14 protein-coding genes and 1 pseudogene are annotated in these 17,609 nt (G+C 52.2%); 2 read left to right on the forward strand and 13 right to left on the reverse strand.

Annotated features, from left to right (window positions below):
- Positions 1-38 precede the first annotated feature (38 nt).
- From Q1M04_RS10910 to Q1M04_RS10940, 7 genes are all read right to left on the reverse strand, one after another.
- Positions 39-1,169 (reverse strand): HAMP domain-containing sensor histidine kinase, encoded by a 1,131-nt coding sequence (locus Q1M04_RS10910; RefSeq protein ID WP_300447733.1) that lies wholly within the window; start codon positions 1,167-1,169, stop codon positions 39-41.
- The gene (gene vanR, locus Q1M04_RS10915) at positions 1,153-1,872 is read right to left on the reverse strand and encodes a VanR-ABDEGLN family response regulator transcription factor (RefSeq protein WP_300346621.1); all 720 of its coding nucleotides are present in this window, start codon (positions 1,870-1,872) and stop codon (positions 1,153-1,155) included. Before vanR ends, Q1M04_RS10910 begins: the two co-directional genes overlap by 17 nt.
- A gap of 303 nt (positions 1,873-2,175) precedes the next feature.
- Positions 2,176-3,354, reverse strand: coding sequence for a DUF4179 domain-containing protein (locus tag Q1M04_RS10920; protein ID WP_293278642.1), 1,179 nt, complete (start codon positions 3,352-3,354; stop codon positions 2,176-2,178).
- A gap of 120 nt (positions 3,355-3,474) precedes the next feature.
- Positions 3,475-4,797 (reverse strand): hypothetical protein, encoded by a 1,323-nt coding sequence (locus Q1M04_RS10925; protein ID WP_300346619.1) that lies wholly within the window; start codon positions 4,795-4,797, stop codon positions 3,475-3,477.
- Positions 4,784-5,317, reverse strand: coding sequence for an RNA polymerase sigma factor (locus Q1M04_RS10930; RefSeq protein ID WP_295757823.1), 534 nt, complete (start codon positions 5,315-5,317; stop codon positions 4,784-4,786). The genes Q1M04_RS10925 and Q1M04_RS10930 overlap by 14 nt, the downstream gene beginning before the upstream one ends.
- A 308-nt stretch (positions 5,318-5,625) precedes the next feature.
- Positions 5,626-6,147, reverse strand: coding sequence for a hypothetical protein (locus Q1M04_RS10935; protein WP_300346617.1), 522 nt, complete (start codon positions 6,145-6,147; stop codon positions 5,626-5,628).
- A 44-nt stretch (positions 6,148-6,191) separates the two neighbouring features.
- Complete coding sequence (locus Q1M04_RS10940; RefSeq protein WP_300346615.1) at positions 6,192-6,686, reverse strand: transposase; 495 nt, start codon at positions 6,684-6,686, stop codon at positions 6,192-6,194.
- Between the two features lie 52 nt (positions 6,687-6,738).
- On the opposite strand from Q1M04_RS10940, the gene Q1M04_RS10945 reads away from it, so the two are divergent.
- Together Q1M04_RS10945 and Q1M04_RS10950 are read left to right on the forward strand one after the other, a co-directional pair.
- Positions 6,739-6,882 (forward strand): DUF4368 domain-containing protein, encoded by a 144-nt coding sequence (locus Q1M04_RS10945; RefSeq protein WP_366140825.1) that lies wholly within the window; start codon positions 6,739-6,741, stop codon positions 6,880-6,882.
- Positions 6,879-7,205, forward strand: a pseudogene (locus tag Q1M04_RS10950) (recombinase family protein); the annotation flags it as partial. The gene Q1M04_RS10945 and the pseudogene Q1M04_RS10950, both read left to right, overlap by 4 nt.
- 143 nt (positions 7,206-7,348) lie before the next feature.
- On the opposite strand, the gene Q1M04_RS10955 reads toward Q1M04_RS10950, so the two are convergent.
- The 6 genes from Q1M04_RS10955 to Q1M04_RS10980 all read right to left on the reverse strand — a co-directional run bounded on the left by Q1M04_RS10955 (position 7,349) and on the right by Q1M04_RS10980 (position 17,538).
- Positions 7,349-10,498 carry a type I restriction endonuclease subunit R gene (locus Q1M04_RS10955; protein ID WP_300447739.1) on the reverse strand — a complete coding sequence of 1,050 codons (3,150 nt, stop codon included), beginning with the start codon at positions 10,496-10,498 and terminating at the stop codon, positions 7,349-7,351.
- A gap of 12 nt (positions 10,499-10,510) precedes the next feature.
- Positions 10,511-12,148 (reverse strand): AAA family ATPase, encoded by a 1,638-nt coding sequence (locus Q1M04_RS10960; protein WP_300447742.1) that lies wholly within the window; start codon positions 12,146-12,148, stop codon positions 10,511-10,513.
- 2 nt (positions 12,149-12,150) lie between these two features.
- Positions 12,151-13,344 (reverse strand): restriction endonuclease subunit S, encoded by a 1,194-nt coding sequence (locus Q1M04_RS10965; protein ID WP_300447746.1) that lies wholly within the window; start codon positions 13,342-13,344, stop codon positions 12,151-12,153.
- Positions 13,341-15,170: a class I SAM-dependent DNA methyltransferase gene (locus tag Q1M04_RS10970; RefSeq protein ID WP_300447749.1), complete on the reverse strand. Its 1,830-nt coding sequence runs from the start codon at positions 15,168-15,170 to the stop codon at positions 13,341-13,343. Before Q1M04_RS10970 ends, Q1M04_RS10965 begins: the two co-directional genes overlap by 4 nt.
- A 75-nt stretch (positions 15,171-15,245) precedes the next feature.
- Entirely contained in the window at positions 15,246-16,418 is a 1,173-nt protein-coding gene (locus tag Q1M04_RS10975) for a hypothetical protein (RefSeq protein WP_300447752.1), read from the reverse strand.
- A 16-nt stretch (positions 16,419-16,434) separates the two neighbouring features.
- The gene (locus Q1M04_RS10980) at positions 16,435-17,538 is read right to left on the reverse strand and encodes a DUF6076 domain-containing protein (RefSeq protein ID WP_366140823.1); all 1,104 of its coding nucleotides are present in this window, start codon (positions 17,536-17,538) and stop codon (positions 16,435-16,437) included.
- Positions 17,539-17,609 lie beyond the last annotated feature (71 nt).

Here is a 17,609-nt window from a genome sequence, read left to right on the forward strand (position 1 = left end):
CCGAATGATTAAAAATTTCCTAAGAAAACGCTGAGATTTTATAAGTCTCCTCCGGGCAGGCGGATGGCGAAGGTGACTGTGTGATTTTCACTGGACGCCTGGATGCTCCCGCCATGGAGAAGGACAATCTCTTTCGCAATGGCCAGCCCCAGGCCCGTGCCTCCCGTGCCGGTGGAGCGGGCCTGGTCCAGCCGGTAAAACTTATCGAAAAGGGCCTCCAGCTTTTCCGCCGGAATGTCCTCCCCCCGGTTCTGGAATCGAATGATGACGTCTTGCTCCGCCCGCCTGGCGGAAACCGTGATCTCGGTCTGGGGGTCGCTGTAGGCCGCCGCGTTTTTCAGGATGTTGCCGAACACCCGCGCCAGCTTTTCCGCGTCTCCCCGGACCGTCAGGTTCTCGTCCATCCTCAAAACCACCCGGTTGCCCCGTTCCGCCAGCAGTGGCGTCATCTCGTCCGCCAGTTGCACCAGCAGGTAGTAGAGGTCCACAGGCTCCTTGGACAAGGCGATCTGCTGGGAGTTATACCGGGTGATTTCAAAAAATTCATTCATCATCGTTTCCAGCCGGTAGGCCTTGTCCAGGGCGATGCGTACCCGCTTGGCCCGCTGCTCCGGCGGGCTGTCCGGCTCCTCCTCCAGGAGACTCAGGTAGCCGATTACCGAGGTCAGCGGCGTTCGGATGTCGTGGGCCAGATACATGACCAGCTCGTCCTTCCGCCGCTCCGCCTGGGCGGTTTCCTCTTTCCGCTCCGCCAGGGTCCGCTTGACGGCGTTGAGCTTGCGTTCGAAGGGCAGCATCTCCGGCGAGAGGCGGATCTGCTCCCCGTCGTCCGCCAGCAGGGACTCAATCCCCCGGTTGATCTCGCCAAAGTAACGGCTCATACCCCGGAAGACCCGCCACAGCATGAAAGCAAAGATCAGGAATACCGCGCCGCAGAAAAAGAGGTCCTTGTTGAGGCGGAAGTGATCGGCGTAAAAATAAAAGGCCTCCTGGCGGCTCATGTTCAGGACATGGACCAAAAACCAGACGATCACATCGCCCATCCGCCGCTTCCAGAGCAGCCGGTACAGGGCGGCGACGATGAAAACCGACAGCGCCACGCTGCCGCAGACCCGCCGGGTAAGCTTGGAGTGAAAGACCGAATACTCGTCCCTATCCGTTCGCTTCAATTTTATATCCCACTCCCCATACCGTTTTGATGTATCTGGGCTTGTCCGTGCCGTCCCCCAGCTTCTCTCTCAAATGCCGGATGTGGACCGTGATGGTATTGTTGGATTTGCTGTAGTACTCGTCCTTCCAGATTTGATGAAACAGCTCCTCGGCGCCCACGGCGCTTCCCCGGTTTTCCAGCAGGATGCGGAGGATGGAGAACTCCGTGGGGGTCAGATCCAGGGACCGGCCGTTCAGCGTGCAGGCGTGGGCCTTTTTGCTCAGCACCAGATCGCCGTGAATCAGCGTATCCGCCGGAACGGCGGGGCCCGTGTCCCCGGCGCGGGCGGGATTGTACTTTTTATAGCGGCGAAGCTGGGACTTCACCCGGGCCGCCAGCTCCAGGGGACGGAAGGGCTTGGTCACATAGTCGTCGGCCCCCAGGGTCAGGCCGGTAATTTTGTCGGTCTCCGCGTCCTTGGCCGTCAGCATGATGATGGGCCAGGTGTGGGTTTCCCGAATTTTCCTGCACAGGGCGAAGCCGTCGATGTCCGGCAGCATCACGTCCAGGATGGCGAGATCAAGGTCCGTGGTTTCGATGCAGGCCAAAGCGTCCCTGGCTGAGTAGAACTTGAAGATCGTGTAATCCTCTTCCGCAAGATACGTTTCGATCAGATCCGCGATTTCGGCTTCGTCGTCGACGACCAGAATCTTGTGGGGCATACGCATCCTCCTTTTTGCTCCGTTCCATCGTAACAGAAAGGGGCTTCCGGTTTGTTGCCTTTTTCCTAAAAAACGATGAAGATTTTCTTAAGCTGGTCTTTCATAGAAGGCGGCGGGACCGGAAAAGCAAGACGCCGGAGAACAAAGCCCCCTATCCGATTTTGAAAGCCCGCAGGGCTTCCGCCATCGGATAGGGGGTTTTTGTCACGGTTTAGTCATGTCTTCCGGCTGCGGGGCCTCAGCCGCGCCTTGCCGCGGGATTCCTCATTCAGCCGTATGGCGGCGCCTCCGCGTTCCGGCCCTTTACTCCGCCGCGGGCTTCAGCTTGGCAAGCTCCACCCGGGTTCCTCCGATGTCCACCGCCACTACTGTGGCGGGGTCGATGGGGTAGGCATAGCTGACGCCCACGTCGCCGTCGCAGGTCCCGTCCGGCGAGGTGCCCATGCTGCTCCCGCCGCCCCGCTGGGAGAGGTCCACATATTTGCCGTCCTTGGTCCAAAGGCCCTGGATGAGTTTGAGGACCGCCTTGCGCACGTCCTGATGGTCCAGCTTGTCCTGGTCCGGCTGGGGTTCCGGCTCGCCGGGCTTCGTAACCCGGATGGAGTTCACCGGGGCCAGGACCTCGTAGTCGACGTTCACCTCAAAGGGGCTGATTTCAAAGTCCGTGAGCCGGAAGGGGATGTCCTCCGCTGTGATCCTCACGTCCCCTGTGTATGCCGCCGCCGGGAGGATGTTCTCCAGCTGAAAGGTGAACTCCATGGGTCCCTTCAAAATGACGTCCTTCGGTCCAGGGCCGGTGCGCTTGCCGTCGTGCCAGGTCACCCGGTCGCCCTTGCCGTCCTCATAGGTGGCGATGTTCTCCAGGCGCAGAGTGAGCTTTGGTTGCTTCAGATAATCTTTGAAGGACATCCAGACCTCGAAGGTGAGGGTATCCTTCTCCCGGCTGACCAGGGGGAAGTTTAGCACGTTGACATGGTTCCAGTAGTCGGCCTGCCCCATGTCCAGCATGTTCTGAATGGACTGCTCCACCAGCTCCTGAGTGCCGCCGCCCACCTCGGCAAAACCGCGCTCAACGTCCTTCCGCACGTAATCCTTCCAGTCCTTCTCCGGCAGGGCGATGGAGCATTCCTCCGTATAGAGGTTGGTCTCTCCGGTGACCTCCTCGGGGATGTTGGGGGCCTTTACCGTCAGGGACATCCGCAGGGTATCCCCGTCCCAGATGGCGCCGTTCAGCGTGGCAGTCACGCCGTTTTTCGTTTTGCTCTGCCTGACGGCGGTGCCCATTTTGGCCAGGACGGCCTCCACGGCCTCCGGCGCGGCGGGGTCCTGCTCAAACCGGGGGAACCACTGAGAGAACTGCCCGGCGGGTTTCGGGGCCTTCTCCGTCTTTGCCGTGGGTTCCTCCGCCAGGGCGGCGCAGCTCAACGACGCCAGTAGGGTCAGGGCCAGCAGCCCTGAGATCAAATGCTTCCAAGTTTTCATGTGTGATACCATCCTTTCTTTTCCGGCAAGGGAAGAAATGCCCTCCCCGCTCCGTTCTGCTTAGTAAACGGAGCGGGAGGGCATTGTATCCCAGGATTTTGAAAAATTCTGAAAAATTTTTTACTCGGCCAGCCGCTCCAATTCGTCCAGCTCCACACGGGCGCCGTTCAGATTGACCGCCGTCACCGTGGCGGGGTCGATGGGGTGGGGATAGCTGACGCCCACGCTGCCGCCGAAGACTCCCTCCGGTGCAGTGGTTGAGCCCAAGCCGCCGCCCCGCTGGGAGAGGTCCACATAGCCGCCGTCCTCAGTCCACAGGCCCTGGATAACCCCAAAGACCGCCTTGCTCACGTCCCGGTCGTACAGTTTGTCCGGGTTCTGCTGTTTCAGCTCGTCGTACTCTTCGGGGCGGGTGTACTCCACCGGGGCCGGGACCTCAAAGTCAAGGTCCATGTCAAAGACGGATATCTCAAACCTGGTGAACCGGAAGGGAACGTCCTCCGCCGTGACCTCCACGGCCCCCTGGTAGTGAATGGGCCGGATGGGTTCCCCCAGGGTAAAGGTGAAGTCGATGGGGCCTCTCAAAATGGGGACGTCCGGTCCGGGACCGGTGCGCTCGTTTCCGATCCATCTAATCTCACCCTTTCCGTCCACATAGGTGGCGATATTTTTCAGCCGCAGGGTGATTTCCGGCTGTTCCAGATAGGCGTCGAAAGCAATCCAGGCCTCGAAGGTGAGGGTGTCCCCCTCCCGGCTGATCAGGGGGAAGTTCAGCAGGCCGACGTGGTTCCAGTATCCGGCCTGGCCCATGTCCAGCATGTTCTGAATCGTCCGCTCTATCAGCTCCTGAGAGCCGCCGCCCATCTCGGCAAAACCGCGCTCCTCATCTTTCCGCACGTACTCCTTCCAATTCTCCTCCGACAGAGAAAAGCTGCATTCCTCTGTGTAGAGACTGGTTTCCGCAGCCACCTCCTGGGGAATGTCCGGGGCCGTCACCGTCAGGGACATGTGCAGATAGCTTCCGTCCCACACGGCGGCGTTCAACGCGGCCGTCACGCCGTCCACGGTCTGGGTCTGTTCGATGGCCGTGCCCGTGCGGCTCAGGACCTCCTCTGAAATCTCCGGGTCCCTGGGGTCCGCCCCCATCCTGGGGAACCACTGGGAGAACTGCCCGGTCACCACGGCTACGGCGCAGGCGGAGAGGAGCAGCAGCGCCGCCGCGATGGCGATTACCCGCCAGTCCAGCCGCCGCCTCCGGCGGGGGCTCACGGTCTCCCGCCGCCGCATCCAGCCCCAGGGGTCCGCCAGGAGCCGCATCCGCTCCCGGAGGTAAGAGGGGGAGAAATCCGGCTGGGCCGCGTCCGCGTCTTGGAGCACCCGCTCATACTGGGCCAGGTTGGCGTCCATCAGCCCCCGGCGCAGGGAAGACTCAAACCGCGTCATAAGCATATCCCTCCTTTTTCAGCTGCGAGCGCAGCATGGCCCGGCCCCGCATCACCCGGCTGGCCACGGTGGACTCGTTGATGTTCAAGCGCCGTGCAATCTCCTTGTTTGTCTGCTCCTCCACGCACTTGAGCTCCAGAATCCGGCGGTAGCCCTCCGGCAGGGCGCGGATGAGGGACACCAGGTAGTCGTACTCGTCCTGGCGGTCCTCCGGGGCCGGGGGGTCCCAGTCCTCGGGGAAGGCCACGGTCCTCCGCTCCGCCCGGAGCATGTCCAGGGCGCAGTTTTTGGACGTGGTGACGGCGTAGCCCTCCGTCTCCTCCCAGGGGAGGGCGGAGACTCGATCCCAGCGTTTCAAAAGCTGAAACCAGGTCTGCTGGGCGGCGTCCTCCGCCCGGACAGGGTCTCCCAGAATGCGCAGGGCGACGGCGTAGACCTTCTTTTCATAGGCCTCATAGAGTTTGGTGAACCTCCTCTGGTCCTCCTCGCTCTCCAGCATGGCGAGGAACATAGCAAGCATAAGCGGTCACATCCTTTGTCTTGGTTTTGCGGTGCTTGTTAGGTAAACGGCGGGGAAGGGAAAAGTATCCCATGCTGAAAAATTTTTATGGAATTGTTTTGGATGGAGGGGCCGGTTCAGAAAGGGCTTGCACTCTTTGGAACAAGCGAATATATTATTTCCGAGCTTTAAGCTCGGAAATAATACCACTGCTTCGCGGGGTGCAGGCGAAAACGCCGCGTTCCGCACGACGCGCTTTACTGCGAGCGCTGGGCCACCGCCTGGGGGAGAACATGGAGCGGGATGCAGCGCCGGCGTTTTACCGGCCGCTATTGGAACCGCATAATCACTTGATAGCGGCGGTCAACCGCCTTCACAACCGGCTCATAGACCGCCTGGACCATCTTGGGGGCAAGCTCATCCGCGGCCTGCACGTTTGCCGCAGTATCAAACTTCTCTCCCAAACGGGAGCGCAGATCCCGTTCAATGGCCCTGTAATCCGCCAGGGTCAGTTCAATGTCTCCCCGCGCCAGCAGGCTTTCCTCAACGGCGTCTATGATAACGTCGTTCGGATCGATTTCAACTGCCTGCAAATAAGGGTGGCCGATTCGAATTGTGACCGTTTCCTTGGTCGGGTCCTCGATTACGTTGGCGGCTGTCAGATTGTCTAAAACGACAACGAAGCAGCCCGTTCCGGTATAGGATACATTCTGCGTCTTCTTCAGAATGTCAAGCTGTTTGATGAGGCGGTCGGTCAGCTTGGTGGCGACCGTGGCCTTTTGCACGCTGACGATCAGCTTTCGGCTCTCGTTCTGATCGGAGAGGATGACGTCGGAAAAATTGACCGCCATGCCGCTGGACTGTAGGTAAATCGTGTCTATAGCAATCCAAGAAATTAGCAAGGAATACCAGCGGCAGAAAACCAACCAATGCAGTCGGATGGGCAGATCAGCGAGAAAGCCTCAGCAATACCATGCGGAAGCTGTGGCAAGTACCGTAATTTCATGCCAGCCCCCTCCAAAAGCGTCCGGACCTCTTTGCCGTGATGCGTACGCATATTATCCATGACAACAATATCCCCTTCGTGCAGTGTGGGAATGAGCGTTTCCTTAAGATAGTCCAGAAATTTTGCGCGGGTCGTTCCACCGCTGTAAATCGTATAGGCCGTCTCACCATTGCGTCTTATGGAGGAAAGAATCGTGGTATTGGCAGGCGTATTCAAGGGAGTCTTGTCTGCTGACCGCTCCCCGATTGTAATATCCGGCTGGGCTGCGATCAGTTGGTCTATGCCCTGCAAATCTTCTTCCGTCAGGGCCGGTTTCCTTCCTCGCTGACTGGTTTGACGTTCTACACTGCCGGTTTTCTTCTTTTGTCCGCTCAAACGATACACGGTACTGGTACTTATCACCTTCTGATAACATTCTACACCTTTAGTCAATTCACTGTTGTTTGAGCTGGTGGACCGTATCGAGGTTGGCGAGGCCCAAAAGTGCGGCAATACCCGCATCCAGGACGTAAAGGTGTTTTATCGTTACGTTGGCTGTGTGGATAATGCGTTGTCCCAGGAAAGGCGGGCGGCGGTATGAACAAGCTGTATAAGGTGGGTATCTACTGCCGGTTGAGCGTGGACGATGCCTCCAACTCCGCCAAGGCCAGAAACTATATCCCCGCTGATGAATCCGTCAGCATCGAAAATCAGCGGGAGCTTCTGTCCAAGTTCGCCATGCTCAACGGCTGGGTGGAGACCAAGACCTATTGCGACGATGGGTACAGCGGGGGCAACTTTCAGCGGCCCGGATTTCTGGAAATGCTGGAGGACGCCCGGAACGGCATTATCAACCTTATTCTCGTCAAAGACCTCTCCCGCCTGGGGCGGGACTTCGTGGAGGTAGGCCGGTACACAGATGTGTAATTTATTTAAGGATACACGCTGACAACTTGCACTTACAGATACTCATGCCAAGCCAGCATATAACCTGAACCAGCAGTAGGGAGCAGCTACATCGGTAGTTGCTCTCTACTGCTGGTTGTTGCAGTCCCGGTTATCTTGATTTATGCCACATTTCTGTATCTTGTGTAGAAATACTCATAGATACGTTGGCGATATTCGGAAATGCTGATCTCATCAAAGCTCTCAGGCAACCCTTGCCACAGTGTATCGCGGATCAAATTATCAACGGCGGCTTTGGTCTCCTGCTTATCTGTCCAGTGGTCAAACTCCGCAATCTTGGCTTTAATCTTGGAGAGCAACTCTACCGCAACCATTTTAATAGCCTTTATATCCGATTTGGACAAGTTATCCTTAAACAGCATATCATAAAGTGACAGTTCTTCGTCGCTGGAAAAGCCCTCCCGAATGTAACGTTGCTGTTCCTCGCTCATGCTATTTGCCAAATCCATAAGATCCATAAATGTCTTTTCGATGGTTGCCCTGTCCTGTTCACTGTTGTAGGCTGCGATGATTTCCTGATAGCGCTGCATATAATCTATGCGATTTGGATTTGCTGACAACATTCCACTGAGCCGAATCTGTATCAACTCCTGAAGGTCTTTCAACACTAAATTTTGCGTTTTCTTTCTGGAAAATTCACGCATCAGGAGTTCAAAGTCGATTTTGCTGATATCAAATTGCTTGGATTGTATAATACCTTTTTGATGTGGTTCGATGGAAACATACTCATTCACGATTTTGTTGATCTCCACCATAAGATCAGTGTTATCTGCATGTTTGCGTTTTTTCTGAAGAGCATCGTAAATCGCAATTATCGCGTCTTTATAAGCCTTCGTTGTTGAATCTATATCATCCCTGTCCACATATTTCATCAAACGACTCAATTCGCCTGCATAGGTCAAATAGGTTTTTCTGACCTCCAAAGACTCACACATGGCATTAACCGCGTCTTGTATCAACGAAAGCTTCTCAAATGTACCTTTCGCCGCATTTACCAAGACTTTCAACGAGAAATTATGCTCCGCTAGAAACGCATCAGCCGATGTGATTACCTCATGAATCCGTCCAATGAGCTTGTCCTTGTCTACTGTGGGATCGCTACCGCCTGCGCCTCTATTCCCAGTATAATCCGCTAGTGCCTGCCGCAGCGCCTTTACAATACCAACATAGTCTATGATAAGGCCATTACTTTTTCCCTCTGCCACACGGTTGGCCCGAGCAATGGTTTGCATCAGCGTGTGAGCCTTGAGGGGCTTATCCAGATATAGGCACGACAAGGACTTCACATCAAAGCCTGTAAGCCACATAGCGCATACAAATACAACTCGGAACGTGCTTTCAGGGTCCTTAAAATCTTTATCCAGCTCTCGTTTCTCCATCTTTTTACGGTGAGGCAAAATATCCAGTCCCCATTTTCGGAAAGTTTGAACCTCGTTCTGTTCCTGGCTGATAACCACACACATCTCTGTCTCTTGCATCCACTGAATCTTACGCTGCAACTCCTGCGCTTCTTGCTGAGAGATATGTTTGAGTTTCTCCCGTAATGCTTCTATCTCCAAGGCCCAGTATTTCTGGACAAGGTTATACATCCGCACACAGGTGACCTTGTTGAGACAGACAAACATCGCTTTTCCGCTGGTCCAAAGATCGGAGTAATGCCCCACAAAATCCTTGGCTATGGAATCCAGGCGTGGTTCCGCTGTGAGCAAGTGTATCTCCTTGGCAAACTCCCGTTCCAGCTTTTCCTGCTGAGTAGGGTCCAGATCAGCCCTCTCAATGGCCTCCAAAATCCGATCATTGATTTCGGGATTGTCGATATTCAGGATTTTCTCGCCCCTGTTTTCATAATAAAGCGGCACGGTGGCCCCGTCCTCCACAGCCCGTTTGAAGTCATAGATGGATATGTATCCGCCAAAGGTTCGCTCAGTGATGTTGTCGCTGGACAGCAAGGGTGTACCGGTAAAACCTATCCTTGCCGCCGTTGGTAACAATGCACACATATTCTCCGCAAAAACACCATACTGGCTACGGTGAGCTTCGTCGGACATGATAATAATATCGTGGTCGGGTAAAATCGGGGTTTCCATCTGGCAGTTAAATTTCTGTATCAATGTAAAAATAAAACTGGGGTTGCCTCTGAGTTTATCCACCAAGTCAGAACCATTGGAGGCAATGAATTGAGACGCTTTCGCCATACCGAGTAGTCCGCAGTTCTCAAAAGTGTCACTGATCTGCTTGTTCAGTTCATGCCGATCCGTCAGAATCACAATGGTAGGGGCGCCAGCAAACTTTCTGCGGATTTTTGCCGACAAAAATACCATAGAATAGCTTTTGCCGCTCCCTTGGGTGTGCCAGAAAACGCCCAGCTTACCGTCCCGCAGCTTTCGCGTCTCGTAAGCTTTGACAGCCTCGTTGACACCCAGGTACTGGTGATTCCGAGCAAGAATTTTGACCGTCCGACCATCGGAGTGGTCATAAAGGATAAAGTTTTCCAGCAAATCAAGGAAGGTCTCTTTCTTGCAGATACCCCGAAGCATGGTTTCCAGCGCTACATTACCTTCATCATCTTCAGAAAGCCGTTTCCATTCATGGAAAAACTCAAACTTACTTCCCAGCGTTCCTACCTTGGCCTCCACACCGTTGGAGAGAATGAGAAAGGCGTTGTAATAAAAAAGATGGGGAATCGAATCCAGATAATCGGTGTAGTTATCCGTGTAGGCATTCTCCACATCTACTGTGTTCTTCTTCAATTCCACGAAAAGCAGTGGGATGCCATTGACAAAGCCCACGATGTCTGTCCGGCGGCGGTAATAGTCCCCGTGGATTTTCATCTCCTTAACAGCGAGAAAAAGGTTCCTGCTCTGGTCGGTGGGATGCTGAAAGTCAATGACTTGAGCGTATTTAACCTCTGTCCTGCCACCCGGTTTCCGCACCGTGACCGGGATGCCGTCGCGAATTAGCGCGTATTTCTCCTCGTTGATTTGCATAAGGGATGCGGTAGAGAGGGTGCTTTTCATCTTCCGCTGGGCCTCGTCCATCTGTGCGGGGGTAATCCACGGATTGAGGGTCTGCAAAGCGGCACGGAAATAACGAGTCAGAAGGATTTCCTTGTACGATGTTCTCCCAAAGGTGCCGTTTTCACCAAACTGTTCGGTGTTGTAGGCAAAGGCAACCTCCCAGCCAAGCTCATCCTCCAGCAGATGGCCGGTGCTTTCTTGAATGAGGATATTTTCGGAGTAATCATAGCTCATCACACCACATCCTTATTTTAGGAAGTTCATTATCAGTTTAATCATTGTTTCTTTTTCATCGGGACGCGATTCAGCAATCATCACTATAACTGCCACTAATGTATGATCTGCAATAACTTTATCGCCATTCTCATTGAACAAAAGATTATTTCTTTCGAGGAAATACAAGAATATTGCGGCTGCAATGCGCTTGTTTCCATCGGCGAATGAATGATTTTTTGTAATAAAATACAAGAGATTTGCCGCTTTTTCTTGTACTGAAGGATAAACATCAACCCCGCCAAATGATTGGTATATATTTCCGATACTGCCCTTAAACGAATCATCTTTCTCATTTCCAAAGAGAGTACTTTCGGCAGAAAACCTCATTTTGGAAATCAATTCCATACACTCGTCGTATTTCAAAGAGTAAACGGCACCATCGCCTTTGGGCTTCTCTAAACGATCGTGATCATAATCGTCAAGCATATCCAGCGCCAACGAGTATTGCTCGATTACACTTAAAACCTGTGCGACATCCAGTTTATTGTCTGATCTTCTCATAATATTCACAGCCTTTCGGATTTGATCTATAAGGCTATGATATGCTTTCTCGGTATTCGCTATGTATTCATCCTTGGCTACCTGTATAAATGGTGCAACAAGTTGCATAAGTCCCATAGTTTCTGCTACTTGTCTACTATCGAGCAAATATTTAGATGTGCCATCCACTCTATCTACTAAAAAGCAAGCAGTATTTTCACTTTTAGTTTGACTGTAAAAAGCCGGTGAATGTGTTGTAATAAAGATTTGACGTTCGCCGGTATATAACAGAAACTCTTTTGCCATTTCAAAGCAAGCAAGGTATTCTACTCCATTTTCTGGTTCCTCAAATCCCCAAATGTACGCACCACCTACGGAGCGTTTCGGTCTACCTTTCTCAATATTATCTTGCAAATATCTTAAAATTGAAGGAATGTGTCTTGCCTTTATTCCATCACCACGGTGGCTCAAATCGATTCCTTGCACATATTTATCACTTGTAGAAAAAGACATATCTCTAAAAAGTGTACTTAAATTCGATGGCATTTGAATGGCGGACCTTATCCCCAGTACCTGCCTTAACTGATTAGTCAAGCCAGATGTTAGGTCTTCCAACCGTTCTGAGTACTCATCATTTAAGTCCTTAAGTGCGCTGTTTGCCGTATCTGTCATGGACTCATACAATTTGGCAAGCAAATTCTTAAAATAATCGTCGCTTTTTACAGCAGGGATATATTGGTATTGTATTCTTTGCAACCAAGTAATTCCACGAGATGCTGGCTTGAAAAGAGTGTCCATATTATCGGAATGCAAGCCATTGATGCGCCACGTTTTTTTCCAAGTTTTCACGCCATGTTCAATAAATGTTTCAGGAACTACAATTTCCAATGCAATAGAAATCTCCCTTGCTTGTTTTTGCCCGCGTTTTGCAAACTTGGAATAGTCGCTTTCAAAGTCAAAAGGCGTATCGAAATCTGTTTTTTCATTAAAAAACAGATTTAATGCTTTCAAGACATTTGATTTGCCTGAATCATTCTTTCCAACAAAGCAATTGAAATCTTTAAGTTCAATTGTTTCATCGACAATGGAGCGAAAATTTTTTATATGAACTCTTTTTATGGTTACCATATTTACACCTCAATTTCTCCGCTCATCAGCTTCGGCAGCAGACGGTCGCGGGCTTCAACAAGCAACCCTATTTGAGAGTTCAAAGCAGTTATTTTATCATGTATTGCAGAGAGTATATTATCTGCTTTGTTTAGAATTTCCTGTGTGGGAACCAATATCAGTAAACCTTCAATTACTCCACGATAAAGTTCTTGTTGGTTGGTAGAGCCGCGCCCCATTCCCATTAAAAATTCCTGTTGGTACTTTATTGATTGATAAATAAAATTTTGATATTCTTTAGTTCTTACAAGAGTAACATGAGAATCAAAAGTTGTATTTTGGTATACTCCAAATACTTGTCCCACTCGCCCAAGTGTGCCAGTCCCAGTGGAACAGATAACAGTGTCTTTGTCTTGTAAATTTAACTCTAGCGAATAGTCTCTTGATTCTCTCCGCACCTCACTAATATCCATAATGGATCGACGTATGCACTTCTGGCTAATTACAAAATATTTCCCATTATCATCATATTTTGGGGAAATCCCACGTCTTAAAACGGAGGCTATTCTGCCAAGGCTTTGTTGCTCCCACCCCTCCGGCACTCCGTCCACAACCGGCGTGGTTTCGTGCCCCGGAAACCGCAAATCAACGAACCATTCCTTATACAGCCGCTGGGCTGCTTCTTCCAATAGCTTGATTTGCTTTTGGTTGTTTTCGATGAGATTGTCGTAGGTAGAGAGTACATCAATCACTCTTTGCATATATAACTCGTCAGTAATCGGAACCAGCATTCCCCTTAATTGTTTTAATGATAAAAATTGCTGACTCGAACCTTTTTGATTCCCCGACATATGCCCTTGTGCGTTAGGAGAATGTAAATAATAGTTAATCCATCTTCCTTTTAACTCAGAACCACCACATTTAAATAACGCTACATTTTTAATTGCATAGTTGGGAATGTTCTTGACAACTGCGGCTTCTCCAACGGTTCCAATCATTGACATAAGAACATCCCACTGTTCTACAAGGCTTCTCTCATTTATGGCTATGTAATCTTGTTCTGAAATGTAGTAAGCATCTGTTGGATCTATTTGACCATCTTTTATGTGTTTTCCGGTGACAAGTTTATACCCTGATTCTGTTTGCTTAGGTGTATCATGTGTGCCATCTCTTACAGATATACAGAATTCATCGGCTCGAACATATTCCCACTTCACAGCCCCATCTCCTCCCAATTCCGTGAGATGGTCTCCATCAGCTCGTTGGACTCCTTTTGCAATTCCGCCAGCTCCCGGTGAATTTCTTCCATCCGCTGGGCAAAGTCCACACCGTCATCCTCCACTGGGGCCACACCTACATAAGCGCCGGGGGTCAGGGAGCAGCCCTTTTCCTCCAAGATCGTCTCTTTGTCTGCGATTTTACAAAGGCCGGGGATATCCTGGTATTCTCCCTCGCCGAATTTCTCATAAAGCCATACTGCCTCTTTTGCCACAACAATTTGAGCGTTTTTAGTGGCAATCTCCTCATCAAACTGTGCCTGGATGCGCTTCTTTTCCCGGCGGTCGGCACTCTCCACGGTCGCCTTCGCCTGCTTTTGCAGCTCCTTCAGCTCGCCTTGGAGCCGGGTCAGCGTTTCAGCAAAGGGGGGGCTGCCCAGCGCCGCTTGGTATTCCTCCATCAAAGCCTGGTACTTCTCCGCCTCACCCCGGTAGAGCCACACAATAGCAGTCAGATTTTTCAACTGCCATTCACTCCACTCATTCAGCGTCCGGTCTACTACTGTATAATAGTTTCGTGCATCGATGAACAGCACCTTGTCCAATAGTTCCTGGTTCTTTCCCCGGTCAAAGAACCAGAGGGAGCAGGGGAGGCTTTTGGTATAGAAGAAGTTGTTTCCTACGGAAATCATCACGTCCACATGACCAGTTTCAATGAGCTGGCGGCGGATGTCTTTGTCCTTGCCCTGACTGTCCGTGGCGGAGGAGGCCATGACAAACCCGGCCCGGCCTACTTCATTCAGATAAGCGTAGAAGTAGGAGATCCACAGGTAGTTGGCGTTTCCGAGTTCTTTATCCTTGTTGACTGAGGGCAGGCCGAAGGGCAGCCGCCCAGCGCTGGAGGCGGATTCCGACTTTACCTTGTCCACGTTGAAAGGCGGATTTGCCATCACATAATCGCAGCACCCGGCGAGGTTGTGAGCGTCGTGGTAAAAGGTATTGGCCTCGTCGCCGGACTGAATGACACCTGTTAACCCATGAACAGCCATATTCATGAGGCACAGACGAGCGTTATACTCCACCTTTTCCTGCCCGTAGAAGGTCATGGTGTGATTGGCGCGCATCCCGGCCCGCTCTACGAAATCGCCAGTCTGGACGAACATCCCGCCACTGCCACATGTCGGGTCCAGCAGGATACCCTCTCGGGGTTCCAGAATATTTACGATCATTTTGACAAGCGATTTCGGCGTAAAGAACACCCCGTCATCCTGCGCAATGTTCTTGGCGAATTTGTTGAGGAAGTATTCATAGATGCGTCCAATCACATCGCCGTCCACATCGTCCAGTGATTTGTTGTTGAAAATGCGCAACAACTCGGAAAGCAGTTCGTCTGAGAACATGGTGTACTCTTTGGGAAGAACCCCGACGAGCTGTTCACTCTGGGTTTCCACCAGTGTCATAGCGTTGTTGACCACTTCGCCGAGACTGGTCATGGCGTGGCCTTGTATGTCTGTCAGATTTTGCGAGGAAACGTCCTCCGGCAAATCAACAAGCCAAGCATACTGTGCCATTTGGGGAAGGAACAATGCGCTTTTCTCTGCAAAATCGCTTGCCTCTACCGGCAGGACACGTCCGCCACGAGATGGCCGATTCTTTAGAATCTCAGACTCCACCAACTTGAAGCGGCTATACGCATAGCGGAGGAAGATCAATCCGAGGACTGGCATACAATATTCGTTTGAGGTAAGCTTGGAGCCAGCACGAAGCAGATCAGCGGACTCCCAAAGGTCCGCCTCCAGTTTTCTGATATTGATTGCCTCGGCCATATATTTTAGTCTCCCGTTCGTCAATTTTCTCTTTAATTTTAGCACAGTATTGTGTAAGCCGCAATACTCTCTGGGTCAGATTTCCTTGAAGGGAATCAATTCTGTCTTGACTATTTTCTCTTGGGGAGTCTGTATAAGGTAACGAATCACCCGCTTTGCAAACACTTTGCTCACCATCGTATCCCACTCAGCCAACCGGACGATCTCCGCAGTGCCGCTCACAAAGTCAACCTGGATTTCGCCCCACTCGCCGTCGCAGTCTGCCTGATACTCGTAGACTGCGGCGGCGATTTTCTTTTTTATCCGCTTCACTGACTTCCGCCGGAGCCGGACGGCGTGGAGCGCACCAGCCTCCACCAGCAGGACGGTCAGTTTTTCCACGGCCCGCTGGTATGCCCTCTCCGCACCGCTGGCGGTACTGCCCTCAAACATCACCGCCAATTCCACAAAAGATGTGCGCTCAGATATTGGACTGACCCGGCCACAGGTCATGCAGATGGCGTTGCGTTCCTCCAAAAGCCGCTGCTCCCGATAAGACAGCTTCTCAAAAGCGGCACGAACCGTTGCTGCCTGAGAGCCGTTCCAGAGGATCGCCGTATAGTCCCAGGAATCGTCCCGTGTTACATCCTCGCCGGTTTCCTCTCCGTCCTCGTCCTGGGCCGTAACATAGAGTGAAACCTGGCTGCGGTTGAACCGGGCCACGGTCAAATACTGCTCTGCTGTTTCCTCAGAACAGCCCTCTCTTGCGGCATACTCGCTGACAACCTCACCCTTGGACTTGCCCGTTTCGTTGTAGAGCCACGCAATGCCGCGCACCCGCTTGTACTCGTCCAGAGAGGAAAAAGAACCGCTTTCCTCCATCATCCGGCATTGGATCAGTGCGTTTCCAATCGCGTGATGGGCGTATGTAAGAAACTCCGCGCCCTTATATGGGGCGTAGCTTTCCAGACACTCCAGCATGGCAAGAACGCAGCTTTGTTTGTAGTCCAGAAACCGTTCCGGGTCATATTTGTCCAGCCCCTCCCGCAAAAGAAAGTTTCTGACCCGGCTATTCAGGCGCGGCTCTATGTGGTGCAGGAAGTATGCGAAGAAACGGAGATCATGCCACGTTTGCGCGGCAACGATATACTCGTTGACCGGATAAAGCTCTGGAGGCGGAGGCGTAAGCTGGTACACATGGGTGACTTCAAACATAGTGAGACCGTGGGTGTTTCCTTGAAACGGATATTTTACAAATCGCTCTTTCACAGCCTCACCACCTCCATCATTTCAAATAGTTCTGCGCCTCCGCCAGCAGTGCCTCCTGCGCCATTTCCGCTTCATACGAACCGGCGGCATACTCCCGATCAGCGATGGCGTGTTCCAGTTTATTCTTCGCCAGCCGCTTCATCACAGCGGCGGTCTTTTCGTCTATCGTCCCCCGATGCAGTTTTTGAATAATCGTGTTGGTGCGGCGCTCATAAATTTTCTTCAGTGGGTGATCGTCAGCCCGTTCCCGCTGCTCTCGTCCCCGGAGATTGCCAATCTGACGGCAAGTGCGTCCGCGCTTGTCCCCCGGAGCCAGACCGCCGCAGTATTTTGTGGGCCTTGCGTCTGTGGTCAGGAACCACGTTCCGCAGATGGGGCATTTGCGGGGCGCATGACCTACGCACAGCCCCTCAAACAAGTCGGAGCGAAACATTCCCACAAAAGAGACATAGTGCATCCGCTTCACAAGCTGGGATTTCTCTTTGCCGGGAATGGTCGCGGCGGCGTACTGGACGGAGGCGTTTGCAAGAGACATCCAGCCGGGGTTTTCTGCTGATAAATCAGGGGCAGCAGAAAAGTATTGCCCAAAGCTGGCAGCGTAACCGTCCGGTGTTCTGTCGCTCTCATGCAGCTTCTCCGCAAATGGCAGAAGCTCCCGCTTGAACTCTGCCAGGGAGAACCCCAGGTGCGCCATGACAGGCAATACCCGCAGCAAAGTGAACGCCTTTTGGTATTCCGGCGAAACCACCCCGGCAAGGTTTCCAGATTTCGCAAAGTCCGTTGTATTTTGCAGATAGTCCTCCGTAAAAACGGCATTGACATAGCTACGGACAGTTTCATACTCCAGGCAGGAGAACGGCGGCACATTCCGCAAAAGCTCTACAATCTGTAAGGCGCTCACCCTCGCCATTTCCATCTGCGCCGTGTCTGCCTGTCCAAGTTGGAGTGACCCCATATACAGGTTGAGCGGAATACAGAGTTGGGACAGCTTCGCTATGACTTCATCAAAGAGATTGAGCGCGGCGCAGGCCAGTGTCCCGGTCGGCATAGACTTTCCCTCATAGGTCACATTGTCCTGCCAGAAATCCAGCGTCAAGAGCGTGTGTTCAATCAGATTCAAGCGTCTCTCCCCCTGTCATGTTTTTTGTTTTTCATTATACCACAGGTTCCAGTGATTGGAAAGACAGCTTG

The organism is uncultured Oscillibacter sp., from assembly GCF_950073225.1.
Taxonomy (GTDB): domain Bacteria; phylum Bacillota; class Clostridia; order Oscillospirales; family Oscillospiraceae; genus Oscillibacter.